Here is a 25,764-nt window from a genome sequence, read left to right on the forward strand (position 1 = left end):
GAGACGCGGCGGCTACCATGAATGGGTAGAAACGACTAGGGCGAAGGGCTCGACGGCGTCGCGAAAACGCTGTCATGTCGTGGCTACCAGCTTCTCCCCATCATGGCGTGCTTCCGTTTTCCGGTCCTGGTTTGTGCGTTGCTCCTGCCCGGCGTCGACGGCGCCGCGGAGATCGACGGCGCGTGGCGCGCGGAATTCGACAGCGCGGTGGGGATTCAAAAGTACGTGTTCGAGTTGAAGGCGGACGGGCAGAAGCTGTTGGGGCGCGCGCTGGGGGAGCGCTCGACCGACAAGTCGGAGACGCCGATCACCGATGGCCGCCTGACAAAGAACGAAGTCTATTTCGTGGAGCGGCTGAACTACCAGGGTGTGAGCCTGCGCGTGGATTACCGTGGCACGGTGAAAGGGGACGAACTGGTTCTGACACGCATCGTCGGCGGAGTTTTCACTGAGCAATTGGTGGCGAAGCGGCTCAAAACCAAGGGCTGAAAGCTGAAGCCCGAAGGCAAATGGAGAATTTAGAATGCAGAATGTAGAATTCTGCGCGGTGGAGGCGTGAGGAGCGGAGGAAGTTCGAGAGATCTGGGGGGCACCGCCCATGGGGTTCTCCGTCCACGCTCACTCTCACTTTCACTCCCAACTTTCACTCGGATTTTTCGCGTTCGGTTTCGGGGCGTGTGGTGACCTAGAGTCGGAACATGACCGGATCAGATGCAGAACTGCTGCAGCGTTACGTGTCCGCAGGGGCCGAGGAAGCCTTTGCCGAGTTGGTGCGTCGTCATATCGATGGCGTGTACTCGGCGGCGGTGCGGCGCGTGGGCGGTGACACGCATCTGGCCGAGGACGTGGTCCAGCAGGTCTTCGCGGCGTTGGCGCAGAACGCGGCTGCGCTGGTCCGCCATCCTGCGCTCTCGGCCTGGCTGTACGTCAGCACCCGGAACCAGGCGGTGAACGTGGTGCGCCGGGAACGACGGCGCAAAACCCGCGAACTGGAGGCCATGGCCATGCGCGAGAACGAACCCGAAGCCGAGGCGATCGACTGGAGGCGGGTGGCGCCCGTGCTGGATGCGGCGATCGACCAGCTCAACGAGACCGATCGCACGGCAGTCGTCCTGCGCTACATCGAGCGCCGTAGTTTTGCGGAGGTGGGCGCCACCTTGCGAGTGTCGGAAGACGCGGCGCGGATGCGCGTGGATCGCGCGCTGGAGCGCATGCGGCTGAGCCTGCAGCGGGCAGGAGTGTCCTCGACCGCGGCGGCGCTTGGCCTCGTCCTGACGAACCATGCCGTCGGCGCGGCGCCGGTGGGTCTGGCGGCGAGCGTGACGACCGCGGCGCTGACGGCGCCGCCGGTGGCGGCGGCTTCGGGCGCGCTGATCGGGTTTATGAGCACCACCAAAGTGATCGCCGGGGCGGTGGGCATCGCCGCGCTGGTGGCGATCGGCACCGCGACGCGCCAGGCTTATGTCCTGCGCCAGGCCGAACACGCCTTGACGGCCGCCACGCAGGACAACGAGAGCCTCGACACCCGCCGGCAGCTGGCGGTGCGCCGGGCGGTGACGGCGGAGGAGGCGATTACCGGCCTGGACAAATCAATCGCCGACGCCCAGGCGGCGAAGGCCCAGCAGGAGCAGCGGGCAAAACTGCTCGCGGCCGCGACCGGCCGACCCTCGGCGGCGGCGCTGAGTGCGGGGCAGGCGCTGATGGATCGGTATCCCGAGTTGCGCCAAGCGGTGATCGCCTACGCCCGCGCGCAAGTTTACGCCCGGTTCGGACCCTACATGCGGAACCGGAACCTGACTCCGGAGCAGGAGGAGCTCTTCGTGAACTGGATGGTCCTCGACTCGGGGTCGGTCCGCCGGCTCACCGGTCCCGACGGCGAGCCGATCATGCTGGCGGTGCCTGACTGGGGTAATCGCGAAAAGCGCCGGGAAATGGAGCGGACCCTCGGGCAGATGCTCGGGATGGAGGCGGGCCAGGAGCTGCGGACGTTCGTGGAGCAGTACCCGGCCCGCACCCTGGCATCCTCGCTGGCGGGGTCGCTGTACTTCACAGACACGCCGTTGACGGCGGAGCAGAGCACCGCGCTGGTCGCGGCCGTGGCCGAGGCGAGCAAGCTGAACCGGAAAACCGGCTGGAATGGCCAGTACGACTGGGCCGCGGTGCTGCCGAAAGCGAAGCCGGTGTTGTCGGAATCCCAATACGCGGTGCTCACGTCGTATCAGACGCAGCAGGTGTTTGAGGCCAGGATGATGGCAGCGCTGCGCGGGGATGGCGCGGCGGCGCAGGCATCCACCAACCCGAATCGCTGACCCATGAATGCAAAAATCGTGCTTTGGCTGGGCGCCCTGCTGGGTGTCGTGGCGACCCTCACGACCGTGCGGTTGAGCCGTGCGGTGACCGAGAACCGGGCGGGTGCCGCGGTGCTGCAGGAGAAGCGGGTACGACTCGAAACGGAGACGCGGCAGGCCGAGCAGCGGGCGACCGAGGCGGAGCAGCGGCGGGCGGCGCTCGAGGCCGAACTGACGGAAGCCCGTGCGGTGAAACCCCAGGCGACCGCCGCGCCGGCGGCCGCAGCGCGGGAGCGCACGATGCGGGACGTGATCCTGAACGATCCGGCGCTGCAGGCCATGTGGCTCGAGGGCAATCGGGCGCGCGCGGGGCGGACCTACGGCCCGCTGCTGGCGCAGCTCCAGCTTCCGCCAGAGAAGGCCGGGCAGTTCATGGATGCCGTGATGAAGCGGGCGGAGCAGCAGCTGGACCTCGCCGGGACGGCGCAGGCACAGGGCGTGGAAGGCGCGGAAGCGGTGAAAACGCTGGCGCACCAGTTGCAGGAGGAGTGGGTGAACAGCCAACGCGAGCTGCTGGGCGAGGAAGGGTTCGCGCAGTTCAAGGAATTTGAGCGCACCGCGCAGGTGCGCGCGCTTGTCGAAAAGCTGGCGGGCAGCCTGGTGCTGGACGCCGAAAAGCTCACGCCGGCGCAGGCGCAGCAGCTGATGCAGGCGGTGGCCACGGCGACGCCGAAGTATGCCGCGGGTGAGACGGCCGAGCTGACGTCGGTGAACTGGGAGTTGGCCGACGCGCAGGCGCGGCAGATCCTGAGTCCCGCGCAGTTCGCGGCATACGAGCGCGGGGTGCGCCTCGACGTACGCCTGGAGAAGGTGCTCGGCGAGGTCGTCAAAGCGGAAAAGCTGACGCGGAACTAAGGAGTGAAAGTGAGAGTGAGGGTGAAAGTGGGAGCGAAAGTGAGGCGGCGGCGTTGACGGGCCTGGCGGCGTTGCAGGTGGAAAAGTTGCAAGTGGGAAGGTTGAGCGGGCGGCCACGCACACGCCGAAATGGGGTCGGATCTTTGTCTTCCTCTTCCTCTTTCTCTTTCTCTCCGGGGCCGGCCCGAGGGGGCTGAGCGGGCGCGCGAGAATTTCGTAACTTTGACGCGAATTGCCGGGTAATCGGGGGAGCGCCGCGTTGTGCGGGCGCGTCCCCCCACCATGCATTCATTCCTTCAAGATCTGTGTCACTCGTTCCGGCTGCTGGCGCGCACCCCGGGCTTTACGCTCACGGCGGTCCTGATCCTTGCGCTCGGCATCGGCGCGAACACCGCGGTGTTCAGCCTGGTGCAGGAGCTATTGTGGCTGCCGCAGCCGTTCCAGGAGCCGCAGCGGATCGTGCAGCTCTATTCGCAGGACCAAAAGGACCCGCGGAGCTTCCGGCTGTTTTCGTACGGCACGTATCGCGACCTGGCGGCGCAGGACCAGGTGTTTTCGGGGGTGCTGGCGCACAATCTGACGATGGTGGGAATCGGCGAAGGCGGGGAGGCGCGGCGGGGGTTCGCGGCGATCGTGAGCTCGAACTATTTTTCGGTGCTCGGGGTGCCGCTGGCGCAAGGGCGGGCGTTCTCGGCGGAGGAGGAGCAGCCCGGGAGCCGGATCCCGGTGGTGATTGCGAGCCACGCATACTGGCAGCGCACCGGCTTTGATCCGGCGCTGGTGGGCAAGACGGTGCGGGTGAACGAGCGGCTCTACACCGTGGTGGGGATCACGCCGCCGCGGTTCGCGGGCACGATGACGATCATGGGGCCGGAGCTTTATTTCCCCCTCGGCGTGTACGACTGGGTGGCGCGCGGCGCCGCGAACGATGGCCGCGAGGTGCTGAACCAGCGGTCGGCGCACGAGCTCTTCCTGCTTGGGCGGCTGAAGCCCGGCATGAGCGTCGAAGCGGCGCGGCCGGTGCTGGCGACGATGGCGGAGAACCTTGGCCGGAGTCAGCCGGTGGACGAAAAGGAACGCGTGTACTTTGCGGGGCCCCTGCCGCGGCTGAGCACGAGCGTGAGTCCGACGGGGCGCGGCGGGCTGGGCGTGATCGGCGGCCTGCTGCTGGGCATGGCGGGGATCGTGCTCCTGATCTCGTGCCTGAACCTGGCGAACCTGCTGCTGGCGCGCGGGCGGGCGCGGCGGAAGGAGATCGCGGTGCGGCTGGCGCTGGGCGGCAGCCGGGCGCGGATCGTGCGGCAGCTGCTCACCGAAGGCGCAGTGCTGACCCTGCTCGGTGCGGCTGCGGGGCTGTTGTTGGCGCGCTGGGGCACCGACGCGCTCGTGGCTTCGATGGCGGCGCGGGTGCCGCTTGCGCTCTTCTTCCAAGGCGTGACGAACGGGGCGGCCTTTGCCGCGACGCTCGGGTTTGCAGCGCTCGCGACGCTCGGTTTTGCGCTCGGGCCGGCGCTGCGGCTCACCGGGGCGGCGCGGCCGGAGGATTTGAAGGAGCAGCCGGGCGAGGACGCGCCCACGCGGCGGCGCCGGGCCTGGCTGCCGCGGCATCCGCTGGTGGTGGCGCAACTGGCGCTCTCACTCGGGTTGTTGTGCACGGCGGGATTGTTTGTCCGCGGGGCGCTGAAGGCGGCGCGGATCGACACGGGTTTTCGCGCAGACGCGACGCTGCTCGCGGAGCTCGACACGCGGCTCGCGGGGTACGACGAGGGGCGGGCGCTCGACGTGTATCGCGCGCTCGTGGAGCGGCTCGCGGCGCTGCCCGGGGTGGAGGCGGCGAGCGTGGGCTCGGTGGTGCCTTTCGGGGACACAAGCATGGGCCGGGAAGTACGGCGGGCGGGGCTGGTGTTGGAGCCCGCGGCGCGGCCAGCGACGGCGGCCGAAGGCCGTGGCTATCAGGCGCGCTGGTCCAGCGTGGGAGCGGACTATTTCCGGGCCATGGGACTGCCGCTGCTACGCGGGCGGGGTTTCACGTCGGCGGAGGCGGACCAGAAAGGGGCGCCGCGGGTGGTCGTGATCGACGAGGTGCTGGCGCGGGAGCTGTATCCCGACGGCAACGCGCTGGGTCAGCGGGTGGAGTTTGGCGGGCCGGGGCGGAAGCCAAAGCCCGAGGACAGCATGGAGGTGGTGGGCATTGTGCCGGCGACGCGCTGGACGTTTTTCAAGGCTGAGGGCGAGGGGGCGGTCTACGTGCCCTTCGCACAGGGCTTTGAGAGCAACGCGTTCCTGCATGTGCGCGTGGCGGGCGGCGCGCCGGAGGCGGCGCAGGCGTTGAGCGATGTCGTCCGCCGGGAAATCAGGGCGGGCGCGCCGGCGGTGCCGCTGTTTCGCGTGAAGAGTTTTGCGCAGCACCTCGATGGGAGCATCCAGCTTTGGGTGGTGCGCACGGGCGCGGTGCTGTTTGGGAGTTTCGGCGTGCTGGCGTTGCTGCTGGCGGTCGTCGGCGTGTACGGCGTGAAGAGCTACGCGGTGAGTCGGCGCACGCGCGAGATCGGCATCCGGATGGCGCTCGGCGCCGACGGCGCGAAGGTGCGCGCCATGATCCTGCGCGAGGGGGTGGCGACGATCGTGGCCGGACTGGCGCTCGGCGGCTTGCTCGGCGTGGCGCTGGGGCAGGCGTGTCGCGGACTGCTTTACGACGTGAGCGCGATCGATCCGGTGGCGTTTGTGACGGCGATCGTGGTGCTGACTGCCGCGGGTCTTGCCGCCTGCTGGTTCCCCGCGCGTCGCGCCACGCGGATCAGCCCGATGACCGCGCTGCGGACGGAGTGAGATGGCCGGAAGCCGGAGGCCAGAAGCCAGAGGCCCGAAGTCGGAAGCCGGAAGCCGGAAGCCTGAGGTCGGAAGCCGGAAAGCAGACGTCAGAAGACGGAGGACAAAGCCAGAGGCACGCAGTCGGACGACAAACGATAACTCGCCAAATCTGGCTAGTTACGCCCGATAACTCGCCAGAATTGGCTAGTTATCGCATTCGGGCCGGCTGCGGGTCTCTGCCTTTCATTTGGCTGCCCTCCGCTCCCGCCCACTTTCACTCGGCTTCCCGCTGATCTCTGACATCTGACGTTTGACCTCTGATTTCCGGCTTCTGGCTTCAGGCCTCAGGCCTCCGGCTTCGGGCCTCCGGCCTCTGGCTTCCGGCGGCTGCCGCTCACGTGCCGTAGAGGCGGTCGCCGAAATCGCCGAGGCCGGGAAGGATGTATTTCCGGTCGTTGAGCTGGCGGTCGAGGGCGGCGGTGTGGATGGGGGTGCCGGGGTGATGCTTCTCGACCTCGGCGACGCCTTCAGGGGCAGCGACGATGCACACGAGCGTCGGGTTCTTCGCGCCCTGTTCCTTGACGATGGTGAGCGCCTGCACGGCGGAGCCGCCGGTGGCGAGCATCGGGTCGACCAGGAAGACGTGCCGGTTGGAGAGCGGCGGGAGTTTGCAGTAATAGCTGCGGGCGACGGCGGTGGCGTGGTCGCGCTCGAGGCCGATGTAGCCGACGCTCACGTCGGGAAAGAGATCGCTGAACGGCTGCACCATGCCGAGGCCGGCGCGCAGGATGGGCACGACGACGAGGGTTTCGTGGGCGAGTTCGCGGCCCGTCATCCGCTCGAGCGGGGTTTCGATCTCCTTGGCGGAGGTCTCCACGTTGGCGGTGGCCTCGATCGCGAGCAGCATGCTGATCTGGTATGCGAGCGTGCGGAACGTGGCCGGCTTCGTGGTCTTGTCACGCAGGTGCGTGATGATGTGAGCCGCAAGAGGATGATCGAGGACGTTGAGCATGACGGAAGAGGCAGGTTGGACCGGAGTCCGACCGCACGGTGCGCGGGACGCGGTGACGACCGGCCGGCGGCTCCGATGGACGGACAAGGGACGCTCGCGTTATGGCGACGGCGGCGGGGCGCGCCAACCCGCAATTTCGGTGCGGGCGGGGCATTTTGCCCGACGCAATGGGCCATGGCGTCGAATGCGGCGCCTGCGACGGGGCGGCGATGGCGTCAGAGCAGGTCCCGCTCGACCTTGGCCTTGAGGCGGGACTCGAACTCCTTGCGGAGGGATTTGCGCTTGCCGCGCAGGCCGGGCAGCAGCGCGAGCCACTGGTAGGCCTCCTCCCGGAGGTATTTTGGCATCGTGGGCTCGGTCGCCAGCACGCGGTCGAGGGCGCGGACGCACTGGGCGGCGGTTTGCTCGCACACGAGCTGCGCGGTGGCGGAGCCGTGCTGGCCGGCGAGCCGGAGCACGTCGTCGAGGCCGTGATGGCGCAGGCGGCTGCGGTAGAGCGGCAGGCTGGGCACGATCACATGCGCAGTCCGCGGGAAACCGGACGCCATGAGGTTCCACGGGGTGGACCGGGCGTCACCCCCGTGGCGGACGTCGCTGCGGACGAGGACGGCCGGGATGTCGGCAAATTTCGCCATCATGAACTCGACGACGGTGCCGCTATCGAGGTCGGAACCGTCGAAGCAGAACACGGCGAGATCGCAGGCGACGAGGGCGCGGAGCAGTTGGTCGCGGATCGAACGCGAGCCGCGGCCGGGCGGCACGAGGTCCTGGGGCAGCAGGCAGCGAAAACGCCCGTGCGACTTCTCGTAGATGGCCTCGGCGAGCCAGGCGTTGCCGATGAGGTGCTTGAGGTCGAACATCTCGCCGCCGAGATAGACCGTGTAGCTGGGGCGGGTGGCTTTCAGAGTGAAAGTGGAGGAAGTAAAAGTGAGAGTGAGAGTGGGACGGAGGGGGGTGAGACGGAAAGGTCGAGCTTCAGGGTGGGGTGAGGGTGAGCGTGTGAGCGGTCGGGCCGGGGAGGAAGGGGGTGGGTTCGCCGCGGGCCCAGGCCTCGTGGCCGGCGCGGTAGAAAGGCGAAAGCGGATGGCCGCTCTGGCCGCACGGCATGTGGAAGATGCCCTCGGCCTCGTGGCCCGGGGCGACCACGAAGCGCTCGCTGGCACCGTGCTTGGGGCGCTGGACGCGCGGCATGTCGATGTCGCCCGGCTGCGGGTCGGCGGGCATGTCGAGCTTTGAGCGGAGGAACCAGGGCAGCGTGTAGCTGAACGGGTGGCGGATCTCGGCGCGATTGCGGAGGCCCCAGGTGGCGTGCGGCAGGCGCACCTCGGCGCGGTTCAGTTCCGTGATCGTGTCATCGACGGCCGCCACGAGGAGTGCGTCCCACGACGGATATTTGGGGTCGAGAAGGTGGGCGGGTTTCTCCTCGAGGATGCGCCAGACGGCGTCCTCAAGCAGGAGCGAGTTCCACCGGAAGTCCTTGTTGGCGGAGGTGCACGCGGCGAAGGCCGGGGTGAAGACGTGGGTGTAGACGGCGACGCGGAAGAGACGGACGATCGAGTAGCTGATCGCGTCGACGCTGGCGCGGCCCTCCCATTTCTCGGCGTAGCCGCGCAGCGCGCCGCGCACGTCCTTCTCGGCGATCGCTGCGGGGGTGAGGGTGGCCATGAGGAGCTTGTGCCAGCGCTCGAGGAACAAGGCGCGGTCGTCGAGCTGGATGGCGAGCAGGTCGCGCGGGGTGGCCTGCTGCAGGCGGGCAAGATCGTCGCGGAGTTGGGCGGCGCGCGCGGGGCGGGCGTAGGCGGCGTCGCCGAGAACCTTGAGGGCGTCGCCGCCGAGCATGCGCTGGTTGCCGGACCAGATGCGGCCGTCGGGCGCGGCCTGTTCCGCGCCGTGCCCGGTGAGGCGGGAGGTGATGACGGGGATTTGATCCGCGGGCGTGTAGCCCTCCCAGCTGCGATCGCCGTACTGGAAGGAGACGGGCAGGCGGCCATCGTAACCGGCGCGGCGCGGGAGGCGGCCGGCGATGGTCCACGCGATGTCGCCGGCGGCGTCGGCGGCGACGAGGTTCTGGGGGGGCAGGCCGGCGCGGTGGGCGATGGCGACGGCAGCGGAGACGTCGGTGGCGTCCTCCATGAGCAGGAGGTCGAGGTTCATCGCGGCGGGATCGTGTCCGGTCCACAGATACACGAGCGGACGGCCGGTGTCGTCGTGGTCGACGACGGGGCCCCAGATGGTCCAGTCGATGGTGACCTTCTCGGTCTTGGCGCCCTTGACGGCGATGGTTTCCTCGCGGGACTCGATTTCGAGCAGATCGGCGTGGCCGGGGGCGCGGTAGAGGCGCGGGTGGACGGCGTTGGTGTCGACGACGATGATATCGCCGGTGTCGGCGTAGGCGTTGGTGAAGCTCCAGGCGACGCGACCGTTGCTGCCGGCGATCATGAGCGGCGTGCCGGGGAGCGTGACGCCGGTGATCTTGCGGCCGCCGAACTCGAAGGAGGCGCGATACCAGGTGTTGGGGACGGAGAGGGTCAGATGCATGTCGCTCGCGAGGAGCGCGGCGCCATTGGCGGTGTGAGTGCCGGCGAGGGCGAGCGCGTTGGATCCCTGCTTCTGCTCGGGGTCGCGCGCGAGAAGGTCGAACGGCTCGCCGGCGTGGCGGTTCGTGGCCGCGAGGGCGGCGGGCGCGGGCAGCGCGAGCTGCGTGATGGACTTGCCGCGGACGTCGACGACGTGCGGGCCCGGGATGGGAGCGACGGCGCCGCGGGAGCCGTCGAGGGCGGCGTCGGCGGACGTCTGGAGCGGGGCGAAGAAGGCGAGGCCGGAGGCCCCCATGACGTTGCGGAGCGTCATCAGCGTGCGTTCGTAGCGACCCGTGCCGTCCTGCAGATCGATGATCATGGCGGCGTTGACGAGCATGGTGTCTTCGGGGCGCCAGGGCGCGGGGGTGGCGCGGGAGATGACATACTCGAAGGGCGGTTCGCGGAGGGCGGCGAGGCCGGCGTTGACGCCCTCGGCATAGGCTTCGAGCAGCGCGCGGTGTTCGGGGGGGAGGGCGGCGACGGTCTGCCGGGTAAGGCGGCGAAACCCGTGCTGCCGCATGGCCTTGTCGGTGGGGAGGGTGCGTTCGCCAAACAACTCGGAGAGTTCGCCGGCGGCGAGGCGCCGCCAGACGTCCATCTGGAAGAACCGATCCTGGGCGTGGACAAAGCCGAGGGCGCGGGCGACGTCGGCGCGGGTTTGTCCCCGGATCGTGGGTACGCCCAGCGCGTCGCGCTCGACGCTGACGGCGGCGGTGAGACCGGGCACGGCGGCAGAGCCGTCGAGTTGCGGCAGGCTGCGTTGGATCCGGCTGTAAACCCAGGCGACGGCGATGACGGCGAGGAGAACGAGGACGCTGACAGCGCTGGCGAGGAGGCGGAGACGTTTCGAGAGGGCGGGTTTCACAGGGAAAGGGCGTGGCGGACGGAGGCGACGATGGCGGCGGGTGGCGGCGTGACGTCGATCGTCAGGGCGCCGTGCGGAGGTTCAAGCGTGGCGAGCTGGGTGTCGAGGAGGTGGCCGGGAAAGAAGTGTCCGGTGCGGCCGGCGAGGCGGGACTGCAGCAAGGCGGGAGCGCCGGTGAGGTGGACGAGTCGGACGCGCGAATCGTCGGTGCGGAGGAGTTGGCGATAGGATTCGCGGAGGGCGGAGCAGGCGAGGACGACGGGGGTGTTCGTGGCGAGGGCGGCGTCGATGTGCTGGCGGAGGGCCTGAAGCCAGGGGAGGCGGTCGGCATCGGTGAGCGGCTGGCCGGCCTGCATTTTGGTGCGGTTGGCGGGCGGGTGGAGATCGTCGGCGTCGAGGAAAGACCAGCCGAGGTCGGCCGCGAGTCGGCGGCCGATGGTGGACTTGCCGCTGCCTGCGACGCCCATGACGAGGATGACCCCGGGTGGCGGGACGGGCGGGGAGGGAGGAGTGGGTGTCGTGCTGGTCACACGCGCCGCCGGAACGGCCATCAGACGGAGGTCCAGGCGTGGGAGGCCACGGGATCGCGGCCCTCGTCGAAATCGAGGTAGTCGAACATCGTGTGGATGGGACGGCCCTCGAGGCGGCTTTCCCTGATGCGGGCGGCGAGGGTGTCGGCGGCGGAGTCGCGCCAGCCGCGTTTGGCCATGAACCCATTCCAGACCTCGCATTCGTCGTCCCGACGGCGGCCGCCACGCTGCTCGGCCCAGGCGAGAATCTCCTCGTCGGTGGCGCCGGAGGAGAGAGTGTGGGCCTTGAGGTCGGCGTAGGCGACCTGGAGGAAAGTGCAGCAACGAAGATCGAAACCCTTGCCGAGATTGGCGCCGTATTCGTCGAGCGGCAGTTGGCCGGCGGCCTGCAGGCGGATCTTGTCGAGCATGCGGCCGAAGTACACGAGGCGGCCGACTTTGGTGTAGGGGCTGCGCAAACCGGGAACGTAGGACATGGGAGTAGGTTAGGAGGCCCCAGATGCCATGGATTCGGTGGGACCGCAACCCCGGGGCCCGGGAGGGAGGCGGAAGGAATCGGGGTGGGTTTGCGAGCGGGCGTGGCCGTTCAGCGGACGCGCCCGTAATAGGTGACCGTGGCGAGCGTGCCGAGGAGCCAGGTCGGCAGGTTGACCCAGAGGGCGTCGAATGGAACCGGGTAGTGGTGGACGCACCAGATCACGGCGACGTGCTTGAGGGCGATGAGGAGCCAGCAGATGAGGATGAGGCGCTCGACGCGAGGATTGCGACGCTCCCGTTCGCGGGTGCGTACCTCCTCGACGAACGCGGCGCACTCCGTATCCGGAGAACTCGAGCCGGTGAAGAGACGGACCAGAGCGGAGAGCATGGCGCGCGGGCAAGATAAACCTTTGGCGCCAAAGGCAACGCGCCACGGGGAAAAGGGCGTGGCGTCGGCCGCCGAGCGGACAACCGCTGATGGCCGCGCAGTTGTGTTGCTTTGACCTCGGAACCTTTGGGGGGCAGTGTCCGTCACATCCGACAACTATGAAACCCACGATGCTCCTTGTGGCCGCTGCGTTGGCGGCCATGCCGTCGATGCAGGCGGCAAGTCAGGCGACGCCGGCTCCTGACGCGCGGGCCGAGGTGGCCTTTGTGTCTCCCGACAAGTTTACGGACGTGCGCGACAGCTACACCGGCTCCGAGTCGGCGCGCGACGCAACCCTCGAGCAGATTCGCGAGTACTTCGTCGAACAGGCGAAGCGTTTCGTGCCGGAGGGCTACAAGCTTTCGGTTTCGGTGACTGACATCGATCTCGCGGGTGACTTCGAACCGTGGCGCGGCCCGAACTGGGACGACGTGCGCGTGGTGAAGGACATTTATCCGCCGCGCATCACGATGTCGTTCCGGCTGACGGACAGCACGGGCAAGGTGGTGAAGGAAGGGAAGCGCGACCTGCGCGACCTGGCCTTCATGATGAAGATCACGACGGTGTTCCGCGATGATCCGCTGCGGCACGAAAAGACCCTGATCTCGGATTGGTTCCGCGACGAGTTCCGGGACATCCGGAAGTCCTGAGCCCATGCACGCGGCCAGGAGTTGCGCGGTGGCTGGCGCCGGCTTTCTTCTCTGATCCTTGAGCAAGCCGGCCCCCGCTTCCGCCAACCGCCTCGACAAGTGGCTATGGGCAGTTCGCGTGTTCAAAACGCGAAGCCTCGCCACCGATGCGTGTCGTGCGGGCAGCGTGGAGATCAACGACCAGCCGGCGAAGCCGGCGCGTGAAGTGCGGTCAGGCGAGCAGGTGAAGGTGCGTCAAGGCGTCGTGACGCGAACCCTTGCCGTGGTCGCCGTGCCGCCCGCGCGGGTCGGAGCGCGACTGGTGGCGACGTACTGCACGGAACTCACACCGCCGGAAGAATTCGAAAAGGCGCGCGAGCAGCGCGTGCAGCATTTTCTCGCTCGCGAGAAGGGCAGTGGGCGCCCGACCAAGCGCGACCGGCGCTTGATCGACCATCTGCTCGAGTCGTAACGGCACGGTTGCTGCCAAGGGCGAACGCTCGGGCAACCGTGTTCTTCGTGCTCTGGGCCGCGGCAGAGCGGGGCCCTGAAATGGTTCTGATTCGCGATAAGCCCAAGTCGATTGGAGGCCCGAGCCATGCGTGTGTAAACTATACTAAATTAACGACTTGAGCGAATCTGCGTGCTGCTTAATCCGGTCTAGAAACGGCGCAAATGGAGCGGCTTTTTGCGATATGCAACCCATGCCGCGCGCCTGTCTTTTGTTAGTCGCTGCCATTAGCTTTTTTGCGCGAGTGTTTGCCTGCGCATTAGCCAGATTTGCCTTGCCAGAAGCCAAACCGCCTGCACGTTTTCGGCGAATCGTTAGAGAAAGCGTTGAGATGACAGTTTCTGGTGAGTCGTTGGCTGAGCGTTTGGCTTAAGTGATGATTTCGAAACCCAAGTTGGGAACGGACTGCCAGTAGACGGTGGATCTACGAGACATCACTAATGAGTAACTCCAAACTGTACGTCGGTAACCTGTCCTTCAAGACGACCGAGGATGAGCTGCGCGCGCATTTCGGCCAGTTCGGCAGCGTGACCGACGTTTACGTCGCGATGGATAAGATGACCGGCCGCCCGCGCGGTTTCGCGTTCGTCACCATGGGCACGCCCGAAGAGGCCAAGGCCGCGGCGGAAAAGATCAACGGCACCGAGCTCGGTGGCCGTCAGCTCACCGTCAATGAAGCGCGTCCGAAGGAAGAGCGTCCCGCCGGTGGTTTCGGCGGTGGCGGTCGTGGCTTCGGCGGCGGCGGCGGTGGCCGCGGTGGCTTCGGTGGCGGTCGTGACCGCGATCGTGGCGAGCGTCGCTACTAATCCAGCGTCCCTAACCTAGCATTTTCGAGGGACGAATCCCTTCGGGGGTTCGTCCCTTTTCTTTTTCGCAGCCCGAGGCTGCGCAAAAGGGAAGGGCTCCGAGAACGGAGGCAGGGGCTGTGGTGATCACTGGCCGTGCGCGTTTCTTTTTTTCCCTCGATCCCAGACTCCGGTTTTTGCCGCGCATCGCGGCGTATTTCTCATGCCTTTCAAAGCTCTCAATCTTTCCCCAGCGGTGCTCCGCGGCGTCCAAGCCGCGGGCTACGCTGAACCCACGCCGATCCAGACGCGCGCGATTCCCGTCGTGCTCGGCGGTGGCGACCTCATCGGCTCGGCCCAGACCGGCACCGGCAAGACGGCGGCGTTTGCGCTGCCGATCCTGACGCGGCTCGGCGCTTCCATGGCCGGCCGTTCCGGGCCCCGCGTGCTCGTGCTCGAGCCCACGCGGGAACTCGCGGCGCAGGTTGAAACCGCGTTTCGCGATTTCGCCCGCTTCTCCGATTTGCGCCCGCTCGCCGTATTCGGCGGCGTCGGCTATGGCCACCAACGGTCCGAGCTGCGGCGCGGCGTCGACATCATCGTGGCCACGCCCGGCCGGCTGGTGGACTTCCTCAAGGAGGGCGCGCTTTCGCTGCGCGACGTGCAGATCCTCGTCCTCGACGAGGTCGATCGCATGCTCGACATGGGATTCCTCCCGGTGGTGAAGGACATCATCGCGCGCTGCCCAAAGGAGCGCCAGACGCTGTTCTTCTCGGCCACCGTGCCCCCGGAGATCGCGGCCGTCGCATCTTTTGCACTACGCCACCCGACGCGCGTCGAGATCGGCGTGAACCGCTCGATCACGAAGTCCGTGAGCCATGCGCTGTACCCGGTGGCCTACGAGCAGAAGTTTGAACTGCTCGAGGCGCTGCTCGCCCGCACCGACTTCGACAGCGTGCTGATCTTCTCGCGCACGAAACACGGGGCCGACCGCATCGCGCGCCGGCTCAAGCACCAGCACAGCGTCGCCGTGCTGCATGCCAACCGGTCCCAGAACCAGCGCATCGAGGCGCTTGCCGGGTTCAAGAGCGGCAAGTACGCGATCATGGTCGCGACCGACATCGCGGCGCGCGGCATCGACGTCGCGGGCGTGTCCCATGTCATCAACTACGACGTGCCGGAGAACCCCGAGGATTACGTGCACCGGATTGGCCGCACCGGCCGGGCGCAGGCTGTGGGCGACGCGTTCACGATCGTCACGCCGGAGAATGCGTCCGACGTGCGCGACATCGAGCGGTTTATCGGGGCGAAGATCCCGGAGCTGCAGCTCGAAGGCTTTGCGTATCAGCCGATGGGCGCGCCGCGGCCGAAGCCGCAGCGCGGCCAGCAGGGGCAGCGCGGCGGCTTCTCGCGTGGCGGCCGCAACGGTTCGTCCCGCCAGGAACCGCGCGGTGGCCAGCGTGGCGGTGGCGGCGGGCAGCGTGGCGGTGGTCACGCGGACTCACGCGGAGCGAACTCACGTTCCGCTGGCGATTCGACGCCTCGCGGCGGCGACCAGCCGCGGGCTTCGGGTTCCGCCCCGGCGGCAGCCCCGGCGGGCGGCCAGGCAGCCGAACCCAAGCGCCGGTTCTTCCATCTCTGGCGCGGCCGTCGCTAAGCGACGCCTGATTCGCCTCATTTCCGGCCGGCGGCGCGCACGCGTTCGCCGGCTTTGTTTTTCCCGGCGAGCAGCTTGCGGCAGTGCCCTGTCGCCGGGGTGGACTCGGCGACGCCACGGCCCTGCAATGGCCGGCCATGCCGGTCTCCCGCTCCGCCCTCGAACGCCACTTCGCCGCGCTGCGCGCGTGCGAGCGGTGTCCCCGCATGGTGCGGCCGCCGGTGCATGGTCGTCCGGTGGCGAGCCGCGTGCTGCTGGTCGGGCAGGCGCCGGGCGACAAGGAGCCGGTGCTCGGCCGGCCGTTTGCGTGGACGGCGGGGAAGACGCTCTTCAAGTGGTTTGAGGCGGCGCTGGGCTGGACGGAAGACGAGGCGCGCGACCGGATCTATTTCGCGGCGGTGTGCCGGTGTTTCCCGGGCAAGCGGCCCGAAGGGGGCGACCGCGTACCGGCGCCAGAGGAGATCGCGGCGTGCTCCCACTGGCTTGAGCGCGAGTTCGAGCTGTTGCGGCCGAAACTCGTGCTGCCCGTGGGCAAGCTCGCGATCGCGCAGTTCCTGGGCGAGCGTCCGCTCGTGGAGACCATTGGTCGCAAGTTCCCGGTCGAGTACCGCGGTCACCTGGCGAACTGCATCCCGCTGCCCCATCCCTCCGGCGCCTCGACCTGGCATCGCACCGAGCCCGGGAAAACCCTGCTCGTCCAAGCGCTTGCGCTGCTCGCGAAGGAAATTCGGGAGTGAAAGTGAGCGCAGGAGTGAGAGTGAAAGTGAGCCTGAAGGTGGGGCGGAATGGCTGGGGAGAATTTGGCGTCGGGATGGCGATGGCGTTGAGGCGTGAGCATCGGCGTGAGCACTTTCACCCTCACTTTCACTCTCACTCGGCCGCGGCGGACAGCCGCGGCCTTCTTCGCTCTTGTTCTTGCGGGGGCTTCTGTGTTCGCTCCCGGCGACTTTCTCCACCGTGCTCACCGTGAAATCTCTGGCTAAACTCCTTTTTGGACTCTCGCTGACCATGCTCGCGGTGTCCCCGGCCTTCGCGCAGCGCGAGAAGCTGCCTCCGGAGGACCTGGAATACGTCGAACAGAATTGGCCCGACGCCAAGAAGACGACGACCGGGATCCGCTATGTGGTCATGCGCGGTGAAGGCCAGGGCGAGCCGGCGCGGCCGGGCGACAAGGTCAGCGTCAATTACGTCGGCCGGCTCCTGCGCGGAAAGATCTTCGACCAGAACAACAGCAAGGAGCGCCCGTTCATGGTGCGGGTGCGCCGCAACGAGGTGATCGAGGGCTGGGACCAGATCCTGCAGCTGATGCGGAAGGGCGACAAATGGCTCGTGATCATTCCGCCGGAACTTGCCTACGGCACCCGTGGCCAGCCGCCGGATATTCCGCGCGCGTCGACGCTGGTGTTCGAGATGGAGATTCTCGAGATCGAGCGCACCGCTTCCAACATCCCGCCCCCGCCGGAGCCCAAGCGGAAGCGGAAGGGTTGATCAATCGCGGCCGAGCGCGGCGACCCGCTTGCGCTGGGTCCAGATGCTGTCGGCCGTGTAGAGGGCCAGGCCGGCCCAGATGAAGCCGAAGCAGAGCACGCGTTCGTGCGGGAACGGCTCGTGGTACACCCACACGCCGAGCACGAACTGCACGCTCGGGGTGATGTATTGCAGCAGCCCAAGCGTCGACAGCCGTATCCGCCGCGCCCCATACGCGAACAGGATCAGCGGGACCGCGGTGATGACGCCCGCGCTGACCACGAGCAGGCTGCGGCCGAGGCCCACGCGCCCGAGCGCGCCGACGCCGGTGTGGTGCCACCACAGGAGCAGCGCGATGGCGAAAGGCGCCAGCAGCAGCGTCTCGACCGTCAGACCGGTGAGCGCGCCCAGCGGCGACTGCTTGCGCATGAGGCTGTAGCCGCCCCAGGTGGCGGCGAGCGCCAGCGCGATCCACGGCGGCCGGCCGAGCTGATACACCAGCAGCGCGACGCCGAACGCGGCGCAGGTGATGGAAATCCACTGCGCGCGGCGCAGGTGCTCGTGCAGGAGGAAGCGGCCGGTCGCGACATTGACTAGCGGCACCAGGAAGTAGCCGAGACTCGCCTCGACGACATGGCCGGTGTTCACGCCCCAGACATAAACCAGCCAGTTGCCGGTCAGGAGCGTCGCGCTGACGAAGTTGATGAGGAAGGCGCGCGGACCCGAAAGCGCGGCGCGCACGTCGCGCAAACCGCCCTGCAGCAGCACGAGACCGAGGACAAACACGAGCGACCAGACATGCCGGTGCGCGATGAGCTCGAGGGCGTTGATGTCCGCCAACTGCTTCCAGTACAGGGGCACGAGACCCCAGAGCAGGTAGCAGGCAATGGCGGCGAAGGCGCCGCGTGAGGCGGCGGGTGTGGGAGGTGCGGGAGGCACGGGATGAATCCGTGCGACCGGCCGGCTGGCGTCAATGCGCGGGCCGGCTGTGCCGGTGGTCGCGGCGGGCTGCTAAGCCCAGCCGGGGCGGGTTACTTGAGCTTGTCGGCGAAGCTGAACTTCTCGTGAAACTCCTGCCGGGCCTGCTGTTCGGCGGCGGCGCCGGTGACGCCCTGGGCGGCCAAGTCGCTCACCCGGCGGGCGATCCAGCGGTCCCGGAACTCGAGCTCGGTCTGCGTCGCGATGGCGGCATTCTCCTTCGGCTTCTTTCCCTTGGAGGATTTGCGGAAGAACATGCAGCCCGTGGAGGAGAGGACCGCGATCGTCAGCAGGCAGAGGATCAGGCGTTTGGTCATCGGTTGAAGCAAGTTAGGACCCATGCTCCGAACGGCGAGCGAAACTTTAGTTCCGTGGCGACGGACGGGACCCGGGAGACGAGCGGGGATGACGCGCGGGATTTTAGCGTGTTTTTGGTTTCGCGCTGCCTGGCGAAACGCGTTTGATCGACCCCCATGAGCGACGAGCCCGCGCCGATGCCATCGCTTCGCCTGAAGCCCCGCCTTCAATCGCAGCCGGACCCGGCCGCGGCCCCCTCCGAGCCCGCCGCGACGATTCCGCCGACCCCGCCTTCGCCGCCGCCCGTGGCAGAGCCGGTGGCAACGATTCCGCCGACCGTCGCCGACCCTGCGCCCCGCATTCGCCTGAAGCCGCGCTTGGTGGCAGAGACCGGTCCCGCGGCTGAGCCTGCCGCCGCCGCGCCATCCGCCCACGAGCCTCCTCCTCCCGCGACGATCCCGCCGACCGAGGTCGTTCCAGCAACGATTTCCCCCGCCGCGACGATTCCGCCCACGGCAACGATTCCACCCGTGGCGCCGGTACCGTCGGCGGCATCCAGTGTGCCGCCGCCCGTCCTTTTTCGTTCCGACCCGATTCCTCCGGTGCCCGCACCGACCCTCCCGCCCTCCGATGCCAATGCCGCCTCGACGCCCGGCGGCGATGAGTCGGCGGACGCGCCGAAATTCAAGCTCAAGCCCAAGGCGCCCGGCGTCACTCCGCCCCCCGCGGTCATCGGCGCGCTCCCGCCCGCGGTCATCCTGCCTCCTCCTCCGGCAGTGGCCGAGCCGATCCCTGCCGTCGTGCCGCCGCCGCCGCTGCCGAAGCCGGTGGTTGCCGGGCCGGGCAGTGAGGCGGGGAAGCCACCGAGTTTTCCGGTCGTCGCCCCGGCAGCCGGGGCGACGGCCCCCGCGCCGAAGCCAATTCCCCACATCAAGCTGAAGAAGCCGCAAGAGCTGATCGTTGACGCACCGCCTCCGGCCGCGCTCGCGCGCAGACCCACCCGCGCGAAACCGCCCCGGCTCAAGCTGATGCTCGGCCTTGGTGCCGGGGCGCTCGTCGTCGTGCTTGGCGCGATCGTTTGGTTCACCGTCTTCCCCGCAGATTCATTGCCAGCGGCCCGACCTGTGCCGGCGAAGGCCAAGCCCGCCCCTTCGCCCGCCCCGGCGACGAAATCACCGCCGTCGACGCCCGCCCCTGTGCCCGCGCCGACGCCGACGGCCTCGGCTCCGACACCTTCCGCGACGCTCAACGCCCTCGCTCACGCGCCAGCCCAGGCCGTCAACAGGGCGCAGGCGGTCGTCAACACGCAGGCGGGCCGCGCCCAGGGCACCAATGCCATCGTGACGAGTGACGCCCCGGTGCCGAGTCCGACCACCGTCGCACCCGCGGCCACGCCGCCTCCCGCGCCGGCCTCCACCGCTTCATCCGCGCCCGCCGCGTCCACCAAGCGGCCCGCGACGGTCACAAACGTCACGCCGACGGTGACCGAACTCGGAGAGGGCGTGTCCGCCTCGCGTCCAGGGGAAGTGAGCGGGGCGAATGCGGCCTTCCGCACTTTTGTGGCCAACGCCCGCGTGTCCGGGGTGATTGGCGGCTCGTCGCCGAAGGCCCTCATCAACGGCAAGCTCGTGCGCGTCGGCGAGACCGTCGACGCCGGTCTCGGCATCATCTTCGACGGCGTCCGCGACAATCAGCTCATCTTCAAGGATCGCTCCGGTGCGACGCTCGCGCGCCGGTACTGAAGGCGTGGGTGGAGCGGCGGCGCACCTGGGCGCGGTGATGCCGAGCGGATCACCGCGCGCGCGGTGTCGGCAGCTCAACGGCCCTGGAACGCGGCGCGAATGGCGCCGATGACTTCCTTGTCCGTGAGGATGCCGAGCACGCCGTTCACGACGAACTGGATGCCGATGCACAGGATCAGGAAGCCCATGATCTTCGAGAGCGCCTGCATCCCGTTCACGCCGACGATCTTCACGACGCGGTCGGCGAGCCGGAGCGTGATGTAGGAAATGATCGCGACGATCACGATCCCGAGGATGATCGCGACGTAGTCGGTCCACGCGGTGGCGAGCGAGGTGAAGCCGATGGTCATGGCGATCGAGCCGGGGCCGGCGAACAGCGGCATCGCGAGGGGCGAGAACGAGACGTCACGTTTCGCCTTCGCCTCGTCGCGGGCGTCGTTGGTGAGGTCACCGCCGGGGCCCATCAGCAGGCCGGAGCCGATGCCTGCAACCAGCAGGCCGCCGGCGATGCGCAGGCCCGGAATGGAGATGCCGAAGAAGCCCATGATGAACGTGCCGCCAACCAGGAAAGCCACGAGGATGGCGACCATGTAGAGGCACGCCGCGCGGAGCTGCTGGTGCCGCCGTTGCGGCGTGTCGCCTTCCGTGATCGCCAGGAACGTGGGGGCAGAGGCGAGCGGGTTGATCAGCGGAAGCAGGGCGATGACGGTGCCCAGGGTGAGTTCCCAAAAGTGGCGGAAGTTCTGCATACGCGGAGAGAACGGCGAAGCGAAGCGGCAGCGTACCCGGCCAAAGGATCCGAGTGGACACCAATTTCAAACCGCGGGCGGCTTTGCTGCTTTTGGGGGATGGGCGACTCCGGGGCGGCCGACCATCAGCGGCCAGGGCGAAGCCAGCCGCTGCAACGCGACCAGGAGGCGCTCGGAAGGAGCCGGAGGGGACGAGCGGTGCAATTATTATCGACGTCGCATCAACGACTAACGGGATAATGTCCAGATACTCCGAATAATGTCCGGATACTCCGCGATAATGTCCGGATACTCGCCCGGTCGCCGAACTGCGGGCTGGGGCAGCATGCGCTGGCTTCCGACTCCCGGGGGAAGGCAGCGGCCGGCTCGGCGCTACCAGAGCTCGACCGGGCCCTTGGGGACGGGGATGGCGTCGCGTTCGCCATCTTCGCTCTCCGGGCGCATGAATGACGCTACGAGCGGGGCGGGCGCATAGCGCACGTCGAGCCGGCCGCTGGCGTCGCAAAACTGGGCGCGCCACTCGAGGTACTCGGCGATGGCGGCCTCGAAGTCCGCGCGCGAGGTGATGGTGATGATCCGGCGCTTGAAGGGTTTCGCCGGGCCGAAGCGCTTGGCGTACCACGGGGCCACCCGGCGGAACAGCCGGGCGCCATGTTCCTCGCCGTAGAACTCCACGTAACGTTCGAAGTGGCGCCGGAGGACGTGGATGCGCTCGGCGAACTCCGGTTCGGGCAACAGTTCGCCCGTCGTGAGGAGGCGGTGGGTACGCCGGAAGATCCACGGGTCGTAGAAGGCGCCGCGGCCGATGCTCACGCCGGCGCAGCCGGTCTGGGTGATCATCTCGCGCGCGGCCTCGGGCGTGGTGACGTCACCGTTGCCGATCACCGGGATGTGGCGCGCGGCGGCGACGACCTGCCGAATGCCCGCGAGATTCACGCGGCCGGAGAAACCCTGCGCCCGCGTGCGGCCGTGCACGAACACCGCGGCGATGCCGGCGTTCTCGAGCACGCGGACGAGGTCCGGCGCGGTGAGGTTCTGGTCGTCCCAGCCGAGCCGCATCTTGGCGGTCACGGGAATCTTCACCGCCGCGACCATGCCGCGCACGAGGGCCGCGGTCTTGTCGAGTTCGGTCATCATGGCCGAGCCGCCGCCGACGCGGACGACTTTTGGGACGGGGCAGCCCATGTTGATGTCGACCGACTGGGCGCCGAGTTCCTGGCAGATGATGGCGGCATCGCGCATCTCCTCGGGCACGCCGCCGAAGAGCTGGATCGCGAGCGGCTGGTCCTGGGGCGCGGTGGCGACGAGGCGCATGGCGCCGCGGTTGCGCTCGATGAGCGAGCGGGCGTTGACGAGATCAGTGGTGGCCCAGCCGAGCCCGCCGAGTTCGCGCACGGTCAACCGCATCGGCAGGTTGGTGTAACCAGCCAGTGGAGACAGGAACAGGTTCGAGGAGAGCTCGTAGGGCCCCAGGCGCATCGGGCCGAAGGTCGGGCATCGCTGCGCCGACGTCCAATCCGATTTCGGCGCGGCGCGGTGCTGCGTCCGGGCGGCGGATAAGGGTGGTGGTCGCGTCCCCGCGGACGGGCGGCGTCAGCCGCGGAGCCCCTGCTTCATCCGCCGTAGCGCTTCAGCGAGGACCGAGCGCGGGCAGCCGAAATTCAGGCGCAGGTGGGAGCCGCGCGGGGCACCGAAGAAGGCGCCGTCGCTGAGGCCGACGCCGTGCTGCTCGAAATGGGCGACCGGGTCCGGCAGGCCGAGTGCGCTCACGTTGAGCCAGGCGAGGTAGGTGGCCTCGATGGGGGCATCGACGCGGATCGCAGGCATTTCGCGGGCGAGAAACTCGAGGAGAAAATCACGGTTGCCGCGCAGCGTGGCGAGGAGGGCCTGCCGCCACGGTTCGCAATGGCTGTACGCCGCCTCGCAGGCCGTGAAGCCGAGCGTGGTGACCTCGGCCACGATCCCGGCGGTGGCGCGGACGAACTGCGCGCGGAGCGCTGAGTCGGGGATGACGGCGAAGGAGGTGCCGAGTCCCGGCACGTTGTACGTCTTGCTCGGCGCCATCAGCGTGATGGTGCGCGCGGCAATGTCGGCGCCCAGCGATGCGGTCGGCACGTGGGGCAACTGGGGGTCGAGAATCAGATCGCAGTGAATCTCGTCCGAGCAGAGCACCAGGTTGTGCCGCGCGCAGAAGTCGGCGAGCCGGAGGAGTTCGTCCCGCCGCCAGACCCGGGCGAGCGGGTTGTGCGGGTTGCAGAGGAAGAAGAGCTTCGTGCGCGGCGTGACGGCGGCCTCGAGCTGCTCCCAGTCGATCTCCCAGCGGCTGGTGCGGCCGGCCCAGGGGACGGTCACGGAGACGCGCCCGCTGTTCTTGGGCGCGGTCATGAACGGAGGGTATACGGGGCTCAGCGAGAGCACCTCGTCGCCCGGGGCGGCAAAGGCCTGGGCGGTGACGTTCAGGCCGACCACGAGTCCGGGCAGCCACACGAGCCACGCCGGGTCGATCGCCCAGCCGTAGCGTTGCGCGAGCCCCTGCACGACCGCGGTCACCGTGGAGTCCGTGGGGCGCGCGTACCCGAAGACGCCGTGGTCCACGCGCCGGTGCAGGGCCTCGAGGATCGCGGGCGGCGAGACAAAGTCCATGTCCGCCACCCACATCGGCAGGACGTCACGCCCCGCGTACTTCTGCCACTTCTGTGAATCAGTGCCGTGCCGGTTGATCGGCGTCTCGAAATCGAAAGTCATGCGGTGGGTCGTCCAGTGAACCAACATTCGCGCCCAGGGCACGGAGTTTTTTGGCCTGGCGCGTCATCGCCGCCAGTGCTGGGAAATTCTTGCGCGGTGTGACGGCGCGGTGGGGCGTTTTTTCCCAGGGGCCGGGTGGGGTCATGTCGCCAAGTTGCGGTGGCAGCGCGGGTTGGCGCGCGCGCGGCGCTGGTCCGCGGCATGCAATCACGGGGGCATTCATCGCAACCAAAAGGAGAACACCACCATGAGACTCATCCGTTACACCTATCCCAACTACCGCAGCCTGGCTCCTTCCTACAGCGGGCTGGGCCGCTCGCCCTGGTCCGGTCTCGAGACCGAGATGGACCGGCTCTTCGAAACCGCGCTGCGCGACTTCGGAGGCGTCGTGAACAACGACCAGTTCCCGGTCGATCTTTTTGAAGATGCCGACCACGCGTACGTCCGGGCGGAGCTGCCCGGTCTGAGTCGCGACGACATCAATGTCGAGATGGCCGAGGGCAATCTGACGATTTCCGGCAAGCGCAAGTCCGAAGGCCCGGAGGGCGAGGAGACCTTTTCGTTCAGCCGCTCCGTCCGCCTGCCCGACGAGGTCGATTCCGGCAAGGTCAGCGCCAGCTACGAGCACGGCGTCCTGACCGTCACGCTGCCGAAGCGTGAGGAAGCCAAGCCGAAGAAGATCACGGTGTCCGTGAAGTAAACCGGCGCCGCATCATCCCACCCGAATCTCACAACCTGAACCTCACTTCATCATGTCTCTTCTCAACACTCTGATTCCCTCCCTCTCCCGTTCGCCTGCTTCGCGGCCGAGCGAGAACTCCACCAGCGAGCCGACGATCCGGCCGGCCTATGAGATCAAGGAAAACCCCGACGCGTACGGGCTGACCGTGTACCTGCCGGGCGTGACCAAGGAGAACCTCGAGATCACGGCCGAGGAAGGCCAGCTCCGGGTCCTGGGCCGGCGCGCCTGGAAGCGTCCGGAGGCTTGGTCGGTCGTGTACCGCGAGAGCACGGACGCTCCGTTCGAGCTGGTGCTCACGCACGACAACCTGATCGATCCCGACAAGATCGTGGCTGAGCTGAAGGATGGCATCCTGCGCGTTTCCCTGCCGAAGCACGAAGCGTTGAAGCCGCGCAAGATCACCATCGCCTGATTCTGACTCCCGCGCGGAGTCCGTCACTCCAACCGCCGGACCTTTCGGGTCCGGCGTTTTCTTTTGGCGTGGGTACGTGAGCGCGTCGCCGCCGGCGGGGGCTCAGTTGTGGTCGTCGCCCTTCGGCGTGACCACCGGAGTCTTGTCGGCGCCCGCCGCCGGGATGAGCAGGCTCATCAGAATCGAAGTGGCCAGGACGCAGCCGATGACGGCGAGGGAGGTGCCAGTGGTGATATGGAACCAGTGTTCGCCGAGCATCTTCACGCCGATGAAGCAGAGGATTACGGCGAGGCCGATCTTCAGGAAGCGAAAGAGCTTCATGATGCCGTTGAGGGCGAAGTAGAGCGACCGGAGTCCGAGGATCGCGAAGATGTTCGAGGTCAGCGCGACGAAGCTGTTCTTGGTGATCGCCAGCACGGCCGGCAGGGAATCGAGCGCGAAGACCACGTCGGTGGTCTCGATGACGATCAGGACGATGAACAGCAGGGTGGCCACCCAGCGGCCATTCTCGCGGACGAAGAAATGCGAGCCGTGGAAGCGGTCGCTGACGGGGAAGTGGCGGCGGAAGAACCGGACGGCGATGTTGTGGGAGGGATCGACCTCCTCATCCTTGCCGGGCAGGGCGAGCTTGATGCCGGTGTAGATCAGGAACGCGCCGAAGATGTAGAGGATCCAGTGGAAGCGGGAGATGATGCCGACGCCGATCAGGATGAACGCGGCGCGCATGACCACGGCGCCGATAATGCCCCAGAAGAGCACCCGATGCTGGTATCTCGGTTCCACGCCGAAGAACGAGAACACCACGATGAAGACGAAGACGTTGTCGACGCTCAGGCAGAGCTCGACGAGGTAGGCAGCCAGATATTGTTGGCCGAGCTCCGCGCCTTCGGTCCACCAGACGAGTCCGCCGAAACTGACGGCGAGGGTGGCCCAGACGCCGCACCAGATCAGGGCTTCGCGCATCTTCACCTCGTGGGCGTTGCGCTGGAAGACACCCAGATCGAGCGCCAGCATGAGCGTGATCAGCACAAAGAAACCAACCCACGCCCACCAGGGCATGGTCGAAATCACAGCTAGGGCGGTAGACATGGGGGCGGGAGTGTGGTCACCGTCATGCGGCGCGCCAAGTCGGTAACGTTCCGAAAA

At 67.9% G+C, this 25,764-nt stretch carries 25 protein-coding genes; 13 read left to right on the forward strand and 12 right to left on the reverse strand.

Annotated elements, in window-relative coordinates; genetic code table 11:
• Positions 1 to 102: 102 nt before the first annotated feature.
• The 4 genes from DB354_RS16170 (at position 103) to DB354_RS16185 (ending at position 6,032) form a co-directional block, all read left to right on the forward strand.
• Positions 103 to 489 (forward strand): hypothetical protein, encoded by a 387-nt coding sequence (locus DB354_RS16170; protein WP_107836685.1) that lies wholly within the window; start codon positions 103 to 105, stop codon positions 487 to 489.
• 209 nt (positions 490 to 698) lie between these two features.
• On the forward strand, positions 699 to 2,309 hold the full coding sequence (locus DB354_RS16175) for a sigma-70 family RNA polymerase sigma factor (protein WP_107836686.1): 1,611 nt from the start codon (positions 699 to 701) through the stop codon (positions 2,307 to 2,309).
• A gap of 3 nt (positions 2,310 to 2,312) precedes the next feature.
• Positions 2,313 to 3,203 carry a hypothetical protein gene (locus tag DB354_RS16180; protein ID WP_107836687.1) on the forward strand — a complete coding sequence of 297 codons (891 nt, stop codon included), beginning with the start codon at positions 2,313 to 2,315 and terminating at the stop codon, positions 3,201 to 3,203.
• 282 nt (positions 3,204 to 3,485) lie between these two features.
• On the forward strand, positions 3,486 to 6,032 hold the full coding sequence (locus tag DB354_RS16185; RefSeq protein ID WP_107836688.1) for an ABC transporter permease: 2,547 nt from the start codon (positions 3,486 to 3,488) through the stop codon (positions 6,030 to 6,032).
• Positions 6,033 to 6,408: 376 nt separating this feature from the next.
• Here DB354_RS16185 and upp read toward each other — a convergent pair whose 3' ends face one another.
• The 6 genes from upp to DB354_RS16210 all read right to left on the reverse strand — a co-directional run bounded on the left by upp (position 6,409) and on the right by DB354_RS16210 (position 11,865).
• Positions 6,409 to 7,026, reverse strand: a complete 618-nt coding sequence (upp, locus tag DB354_RS16190; protein ID WP_107836689.1) for a uracil phosphoribosyltransferase — start codon at positions 7,024 to 7,026, stop codon at positions 6,409 to 6,411.
• A gap of 215 nt (positions 7,027 to 7,241) precedes the next feature.
• Complete coding sequence (locus DB354_RS16195; protein WP_343205587.1) at positions 7,242 to 8,111, reverse strand: nucleoside 2-deoxyribosyltransferase; 870 nt, start codon at positions 8,109 to 8,111, stop codon at positions 7,242 to 7,244.
• Positions 8,002 to 10,470 carry a penicillin acylase family protein gene (locus DB354_RS16200; protein WP_107836691.1) on the reverse strand — a complete coding sequence of 823 codons (2,469 nt, stop codon included), beginning with the start codon at positions 10,468 to 10,470 and terminating at the stop codon, positions 8,002 to 8,004. Before DB354_RS16200 ends, DB354_RS16195 begins: the two co-directional genes overlap by 110 nt.
• Entirely contained in the window at positions 10,467 to 11,021 is a 555-nt protein-coding gene (locus DB354_RS22535) for a gluconokinase (RefSeq protein ID WP_199226871.1), read from the reverse strand. Before DB354_RS22535 ends, DB354_RS16200 begins: the two co-directional genes overlap by 4 nt.
• Positions 11,021 to 11,476 (reverse strand): DUF5069 domain-containing protein, encoded by a 456-nt coding sequence (locus tag DB354_RS22540; protein ID WP_199226872.1) that lies wholly within the window; start codon positions 11,474 to 11,476, stop codon positions 11,021 to 11,023. Before DB354_RS22540 ends, DB354_RS22535 begins: the two co-directional genes overlap by 1 nt.
• Before the next feature lie 110 nt (positions 11,477 to 11,586).
• Complete coding sequence (locus DB354_RS16210) at positions 11,587 to 11,865, reverse strand: hypothetical protein (RefSeq protein ID WP_107836692.1); 279 nt, start codon at positions 11,863 to 11,865, stop codon at positions 11,587 to 11,589.
• 158 nt (positions 11,866 to 12,023) lie between these two features.
• Here DB354_RS16210 and DB354_RS16215 point away from each other — a divergent pair, with 158 nt between their 5' ends.
• From DB354_RS16215 to DB354_RS16240, 6 genes are all read left to right on the forward strand, one after another.
• A complete protein-coding gene (locus DB354_RS16215) occupies positions 12,024 to 12,554 on the forward strand; it encodes a DUF3016 domain-containing protein (protein ID WP_158277572.1) in 531 nt (176 codons plus the stop codon).
• Between the two features lie 58 nt (positions 12,555 to 12,612).
• Positions 12,613 to 13,005, forward strand: a complete 393-nt coding sequence (locus DB354_RS16220; protein WP_107836694.1) for an RNA-binding S4 domain-containing protein — start codon at positions 12,613 to 12,615, stop codon at positions 13,003 to 13,005.
• Positions 13,006 to 13,484: 479 nt separating this feature from the next.
• The gene (locus DB354_RS16225; RefSeq protein WP_107836695.1) at positions 13,485 to 13,850 is read left to right on the forward strand and encodes an RNA-binding protein; all 366 of its coding nucleotides are present in this window, start codon (positions 13,485 to 13,487) and stop codon (positions 13,848 to 13,850) included.
• A gap of 202 nt (positions 13,851 to 14,052) precedes the next feature.
• A complete protein-coding gene (locus DB354_RS16230; protein WP_107836696.1) occupies positions 14,053 to 15,486 on the forward strand; it encodes a DEAD/DEAH box helicase in 1,434 nt (477 codons plus the stop codon).
• Positions 15,487 to 15,623: 137 nt separating this feature from the next.
• Positions 15,624 to 16,223 carry a uracil-DNA glycosylase family protein gene (locus DB354_RS16235; protein WP_107837075.1) on the forward strand — a complete coding sequence of 200 codons (600 nt, stop codon included), beginning with the start codon at positions 15,624 to 15,626 and terminating at the stop codon, positions 16,221 to 16,223.
• A gap of 229 nt (positions 16,224 to 16,452) precedes the next feature.
• The gene (locus DB354_RS16240) at positions 16,453 to 16,974 is read left to right on the forward strand and encodes an FKBP-type peptidyl-prolyl cis-trans isomerase (RefSeq protein WP_146180289.1); all 522 of its coding nucleotides are present in this window, start codon (positions 16,453 to 16,455) and stop codon (positions 16,972 to 16,974) included.
• Here the strand turns inward: DB354_RS16240 and rarD are convergent, their stop codons facing one another.
• Together rarD and DB354_RS16250 are read right to left on the reverse strand one after the other, a co-directional pair.
• On the reverse strand, positions 16,975 to 17,892 hold the full coding sequence (gene rarD, locus DB354_RS16245; RefSeq protein ID WP_107836698.1) for an EamA family transporter RarD: 918 nt from the start codon (positions 17,890 to 17,892) through the stop codon (positions 16,975 to 16,977). It abuts the gene before it with no gap.
• A 92-nt stretch (positions 17,893 to 17,984) separates the two neighbouring features.
• A complete protein-coding gene (locus DB354_RS16250) occupies positions 17,985 to 18,248 on the reverse strand; it encodes a hypothetical protein (protein ID WP_107836699.1) in 264 nt (87 codons plus the stop codon).
• A gap of 582 nt (positions 18,249 to 18,830) precedes the next feature.
• Here DB354_RS16250 and DB354_RS22070 point away from each other — a divergent pair.
• On the forward strand, positions 18,831 to 19,970 hold the full coding sequence (locus DB354_RS22070; protein WP_146180290.1) for a hypothetical protein: 1,140 nt from the start codon (positions 18,831 to 18,833) through the stop codon (positions 19,968 to 19,970).
• A 74-nt stretch (positions 19,971 to 20,044) separates the two neighbouring features.
• Here DB354_RS22070 and DB354_RS16270 read toward each other — a convergent pair whose 3' ends face one another.
• The 3 genes from DB354_RS16270 to DB354_RS16280 form a co-directional block, all read right to left on the reverse strand.
• Positions 20,045 to 20,719: a MarC family NAAT transporter gene (locus DB354_RS16270; RefSeq protein ID WP_107836703.1), complete on the reverse strand. Its 675-nt coding sequence runs from the start codon at positions 20,717 to 20,719 to the stop codon at positions 20,045 to 20,047.
• A 372-nt stretch (positions 20,720 to 21,091) separates the two neighbouring features.
• Positions 21,092 to 22,198 carry a tRNA dihydrouridine synthase DusB gene (gene dusB, locus DB354_RS16275; protein WP_107836704.1) on the reverse strand — a complete coding sequence of 369 codons (1,107 nt, stop codon included), beginning with the start codon at positions 22,196 to 22,198 and terminating at the stop codon, positions 21,092 to 21,094.
• Between the two features lie 114 nt (positions 22,199 to 22,312).
• A complete protein-coding gene (locus tag DB354_RS16280; RefSeq protein WP_107836705.1) occupies positions 22,313 to 23,464 on the reverse strand; it encodes a PatB family C-S lyase in 1,152 nt (383 codons plus the stop codon).
• 247 nt (positions 23,465 to 23,711) lie between these two features.
• Here DB354_RS16280 and DB354_RS16285 point away from each other — a divergent pair, with 247 nt between their 5' ends.
• Complete coding sequence (locus DB354_RS16285) at positions 23,712 to 24,164, forward strand: Hsp20/alpha crystallin family protein (protein WP_107837076.1); 453 nt, start codon at positions 23,712 to 23,714, stop codon at positions 24,162 to 24,164.
• A 52-nt stretch (positions 24,165 to 24,216) separates the two neighbouring features.
• The gene (locus tag DB354_RS16290) at positions 24,217 to 24,618 is read left to right on the forward strand and encodes an Hsp20/alpha crystallin family protein (protein WP_107836706.1); all 402 of its coding nucleotides are present in this window, start codon (positions 24,217 to 24,219) and stop codon (positions 24,616 to 24,618) included.
• A gap of 102 nt (positions 24,619 to 24,720) precedes the next feature.
• On the opposite strand, the gene DB354_RS16295 is transcribed toward DB354_RS16290, so the two are convergent.
• On the reverse strand, positions 24,721 to 25,707 hold the full coding sequence (locus DB354_RS16295; protein WP_107836707.1) for a TerC family protein: 987 nt from the start codon (positions 25,705 to 25,707) through the stop codon (positions 24,721 to 24,723).
• Positions 25,708 to 25,764: the final 57 nt, after the last annotated feature.

Source organism: Opitutus sp. ER46, assembly GCF_003054705.1.
GTDB lineage: Bacteria > Verrucomicrobiota > Verrucomicrobiia > Opitutales > Opitutaceae > ER46.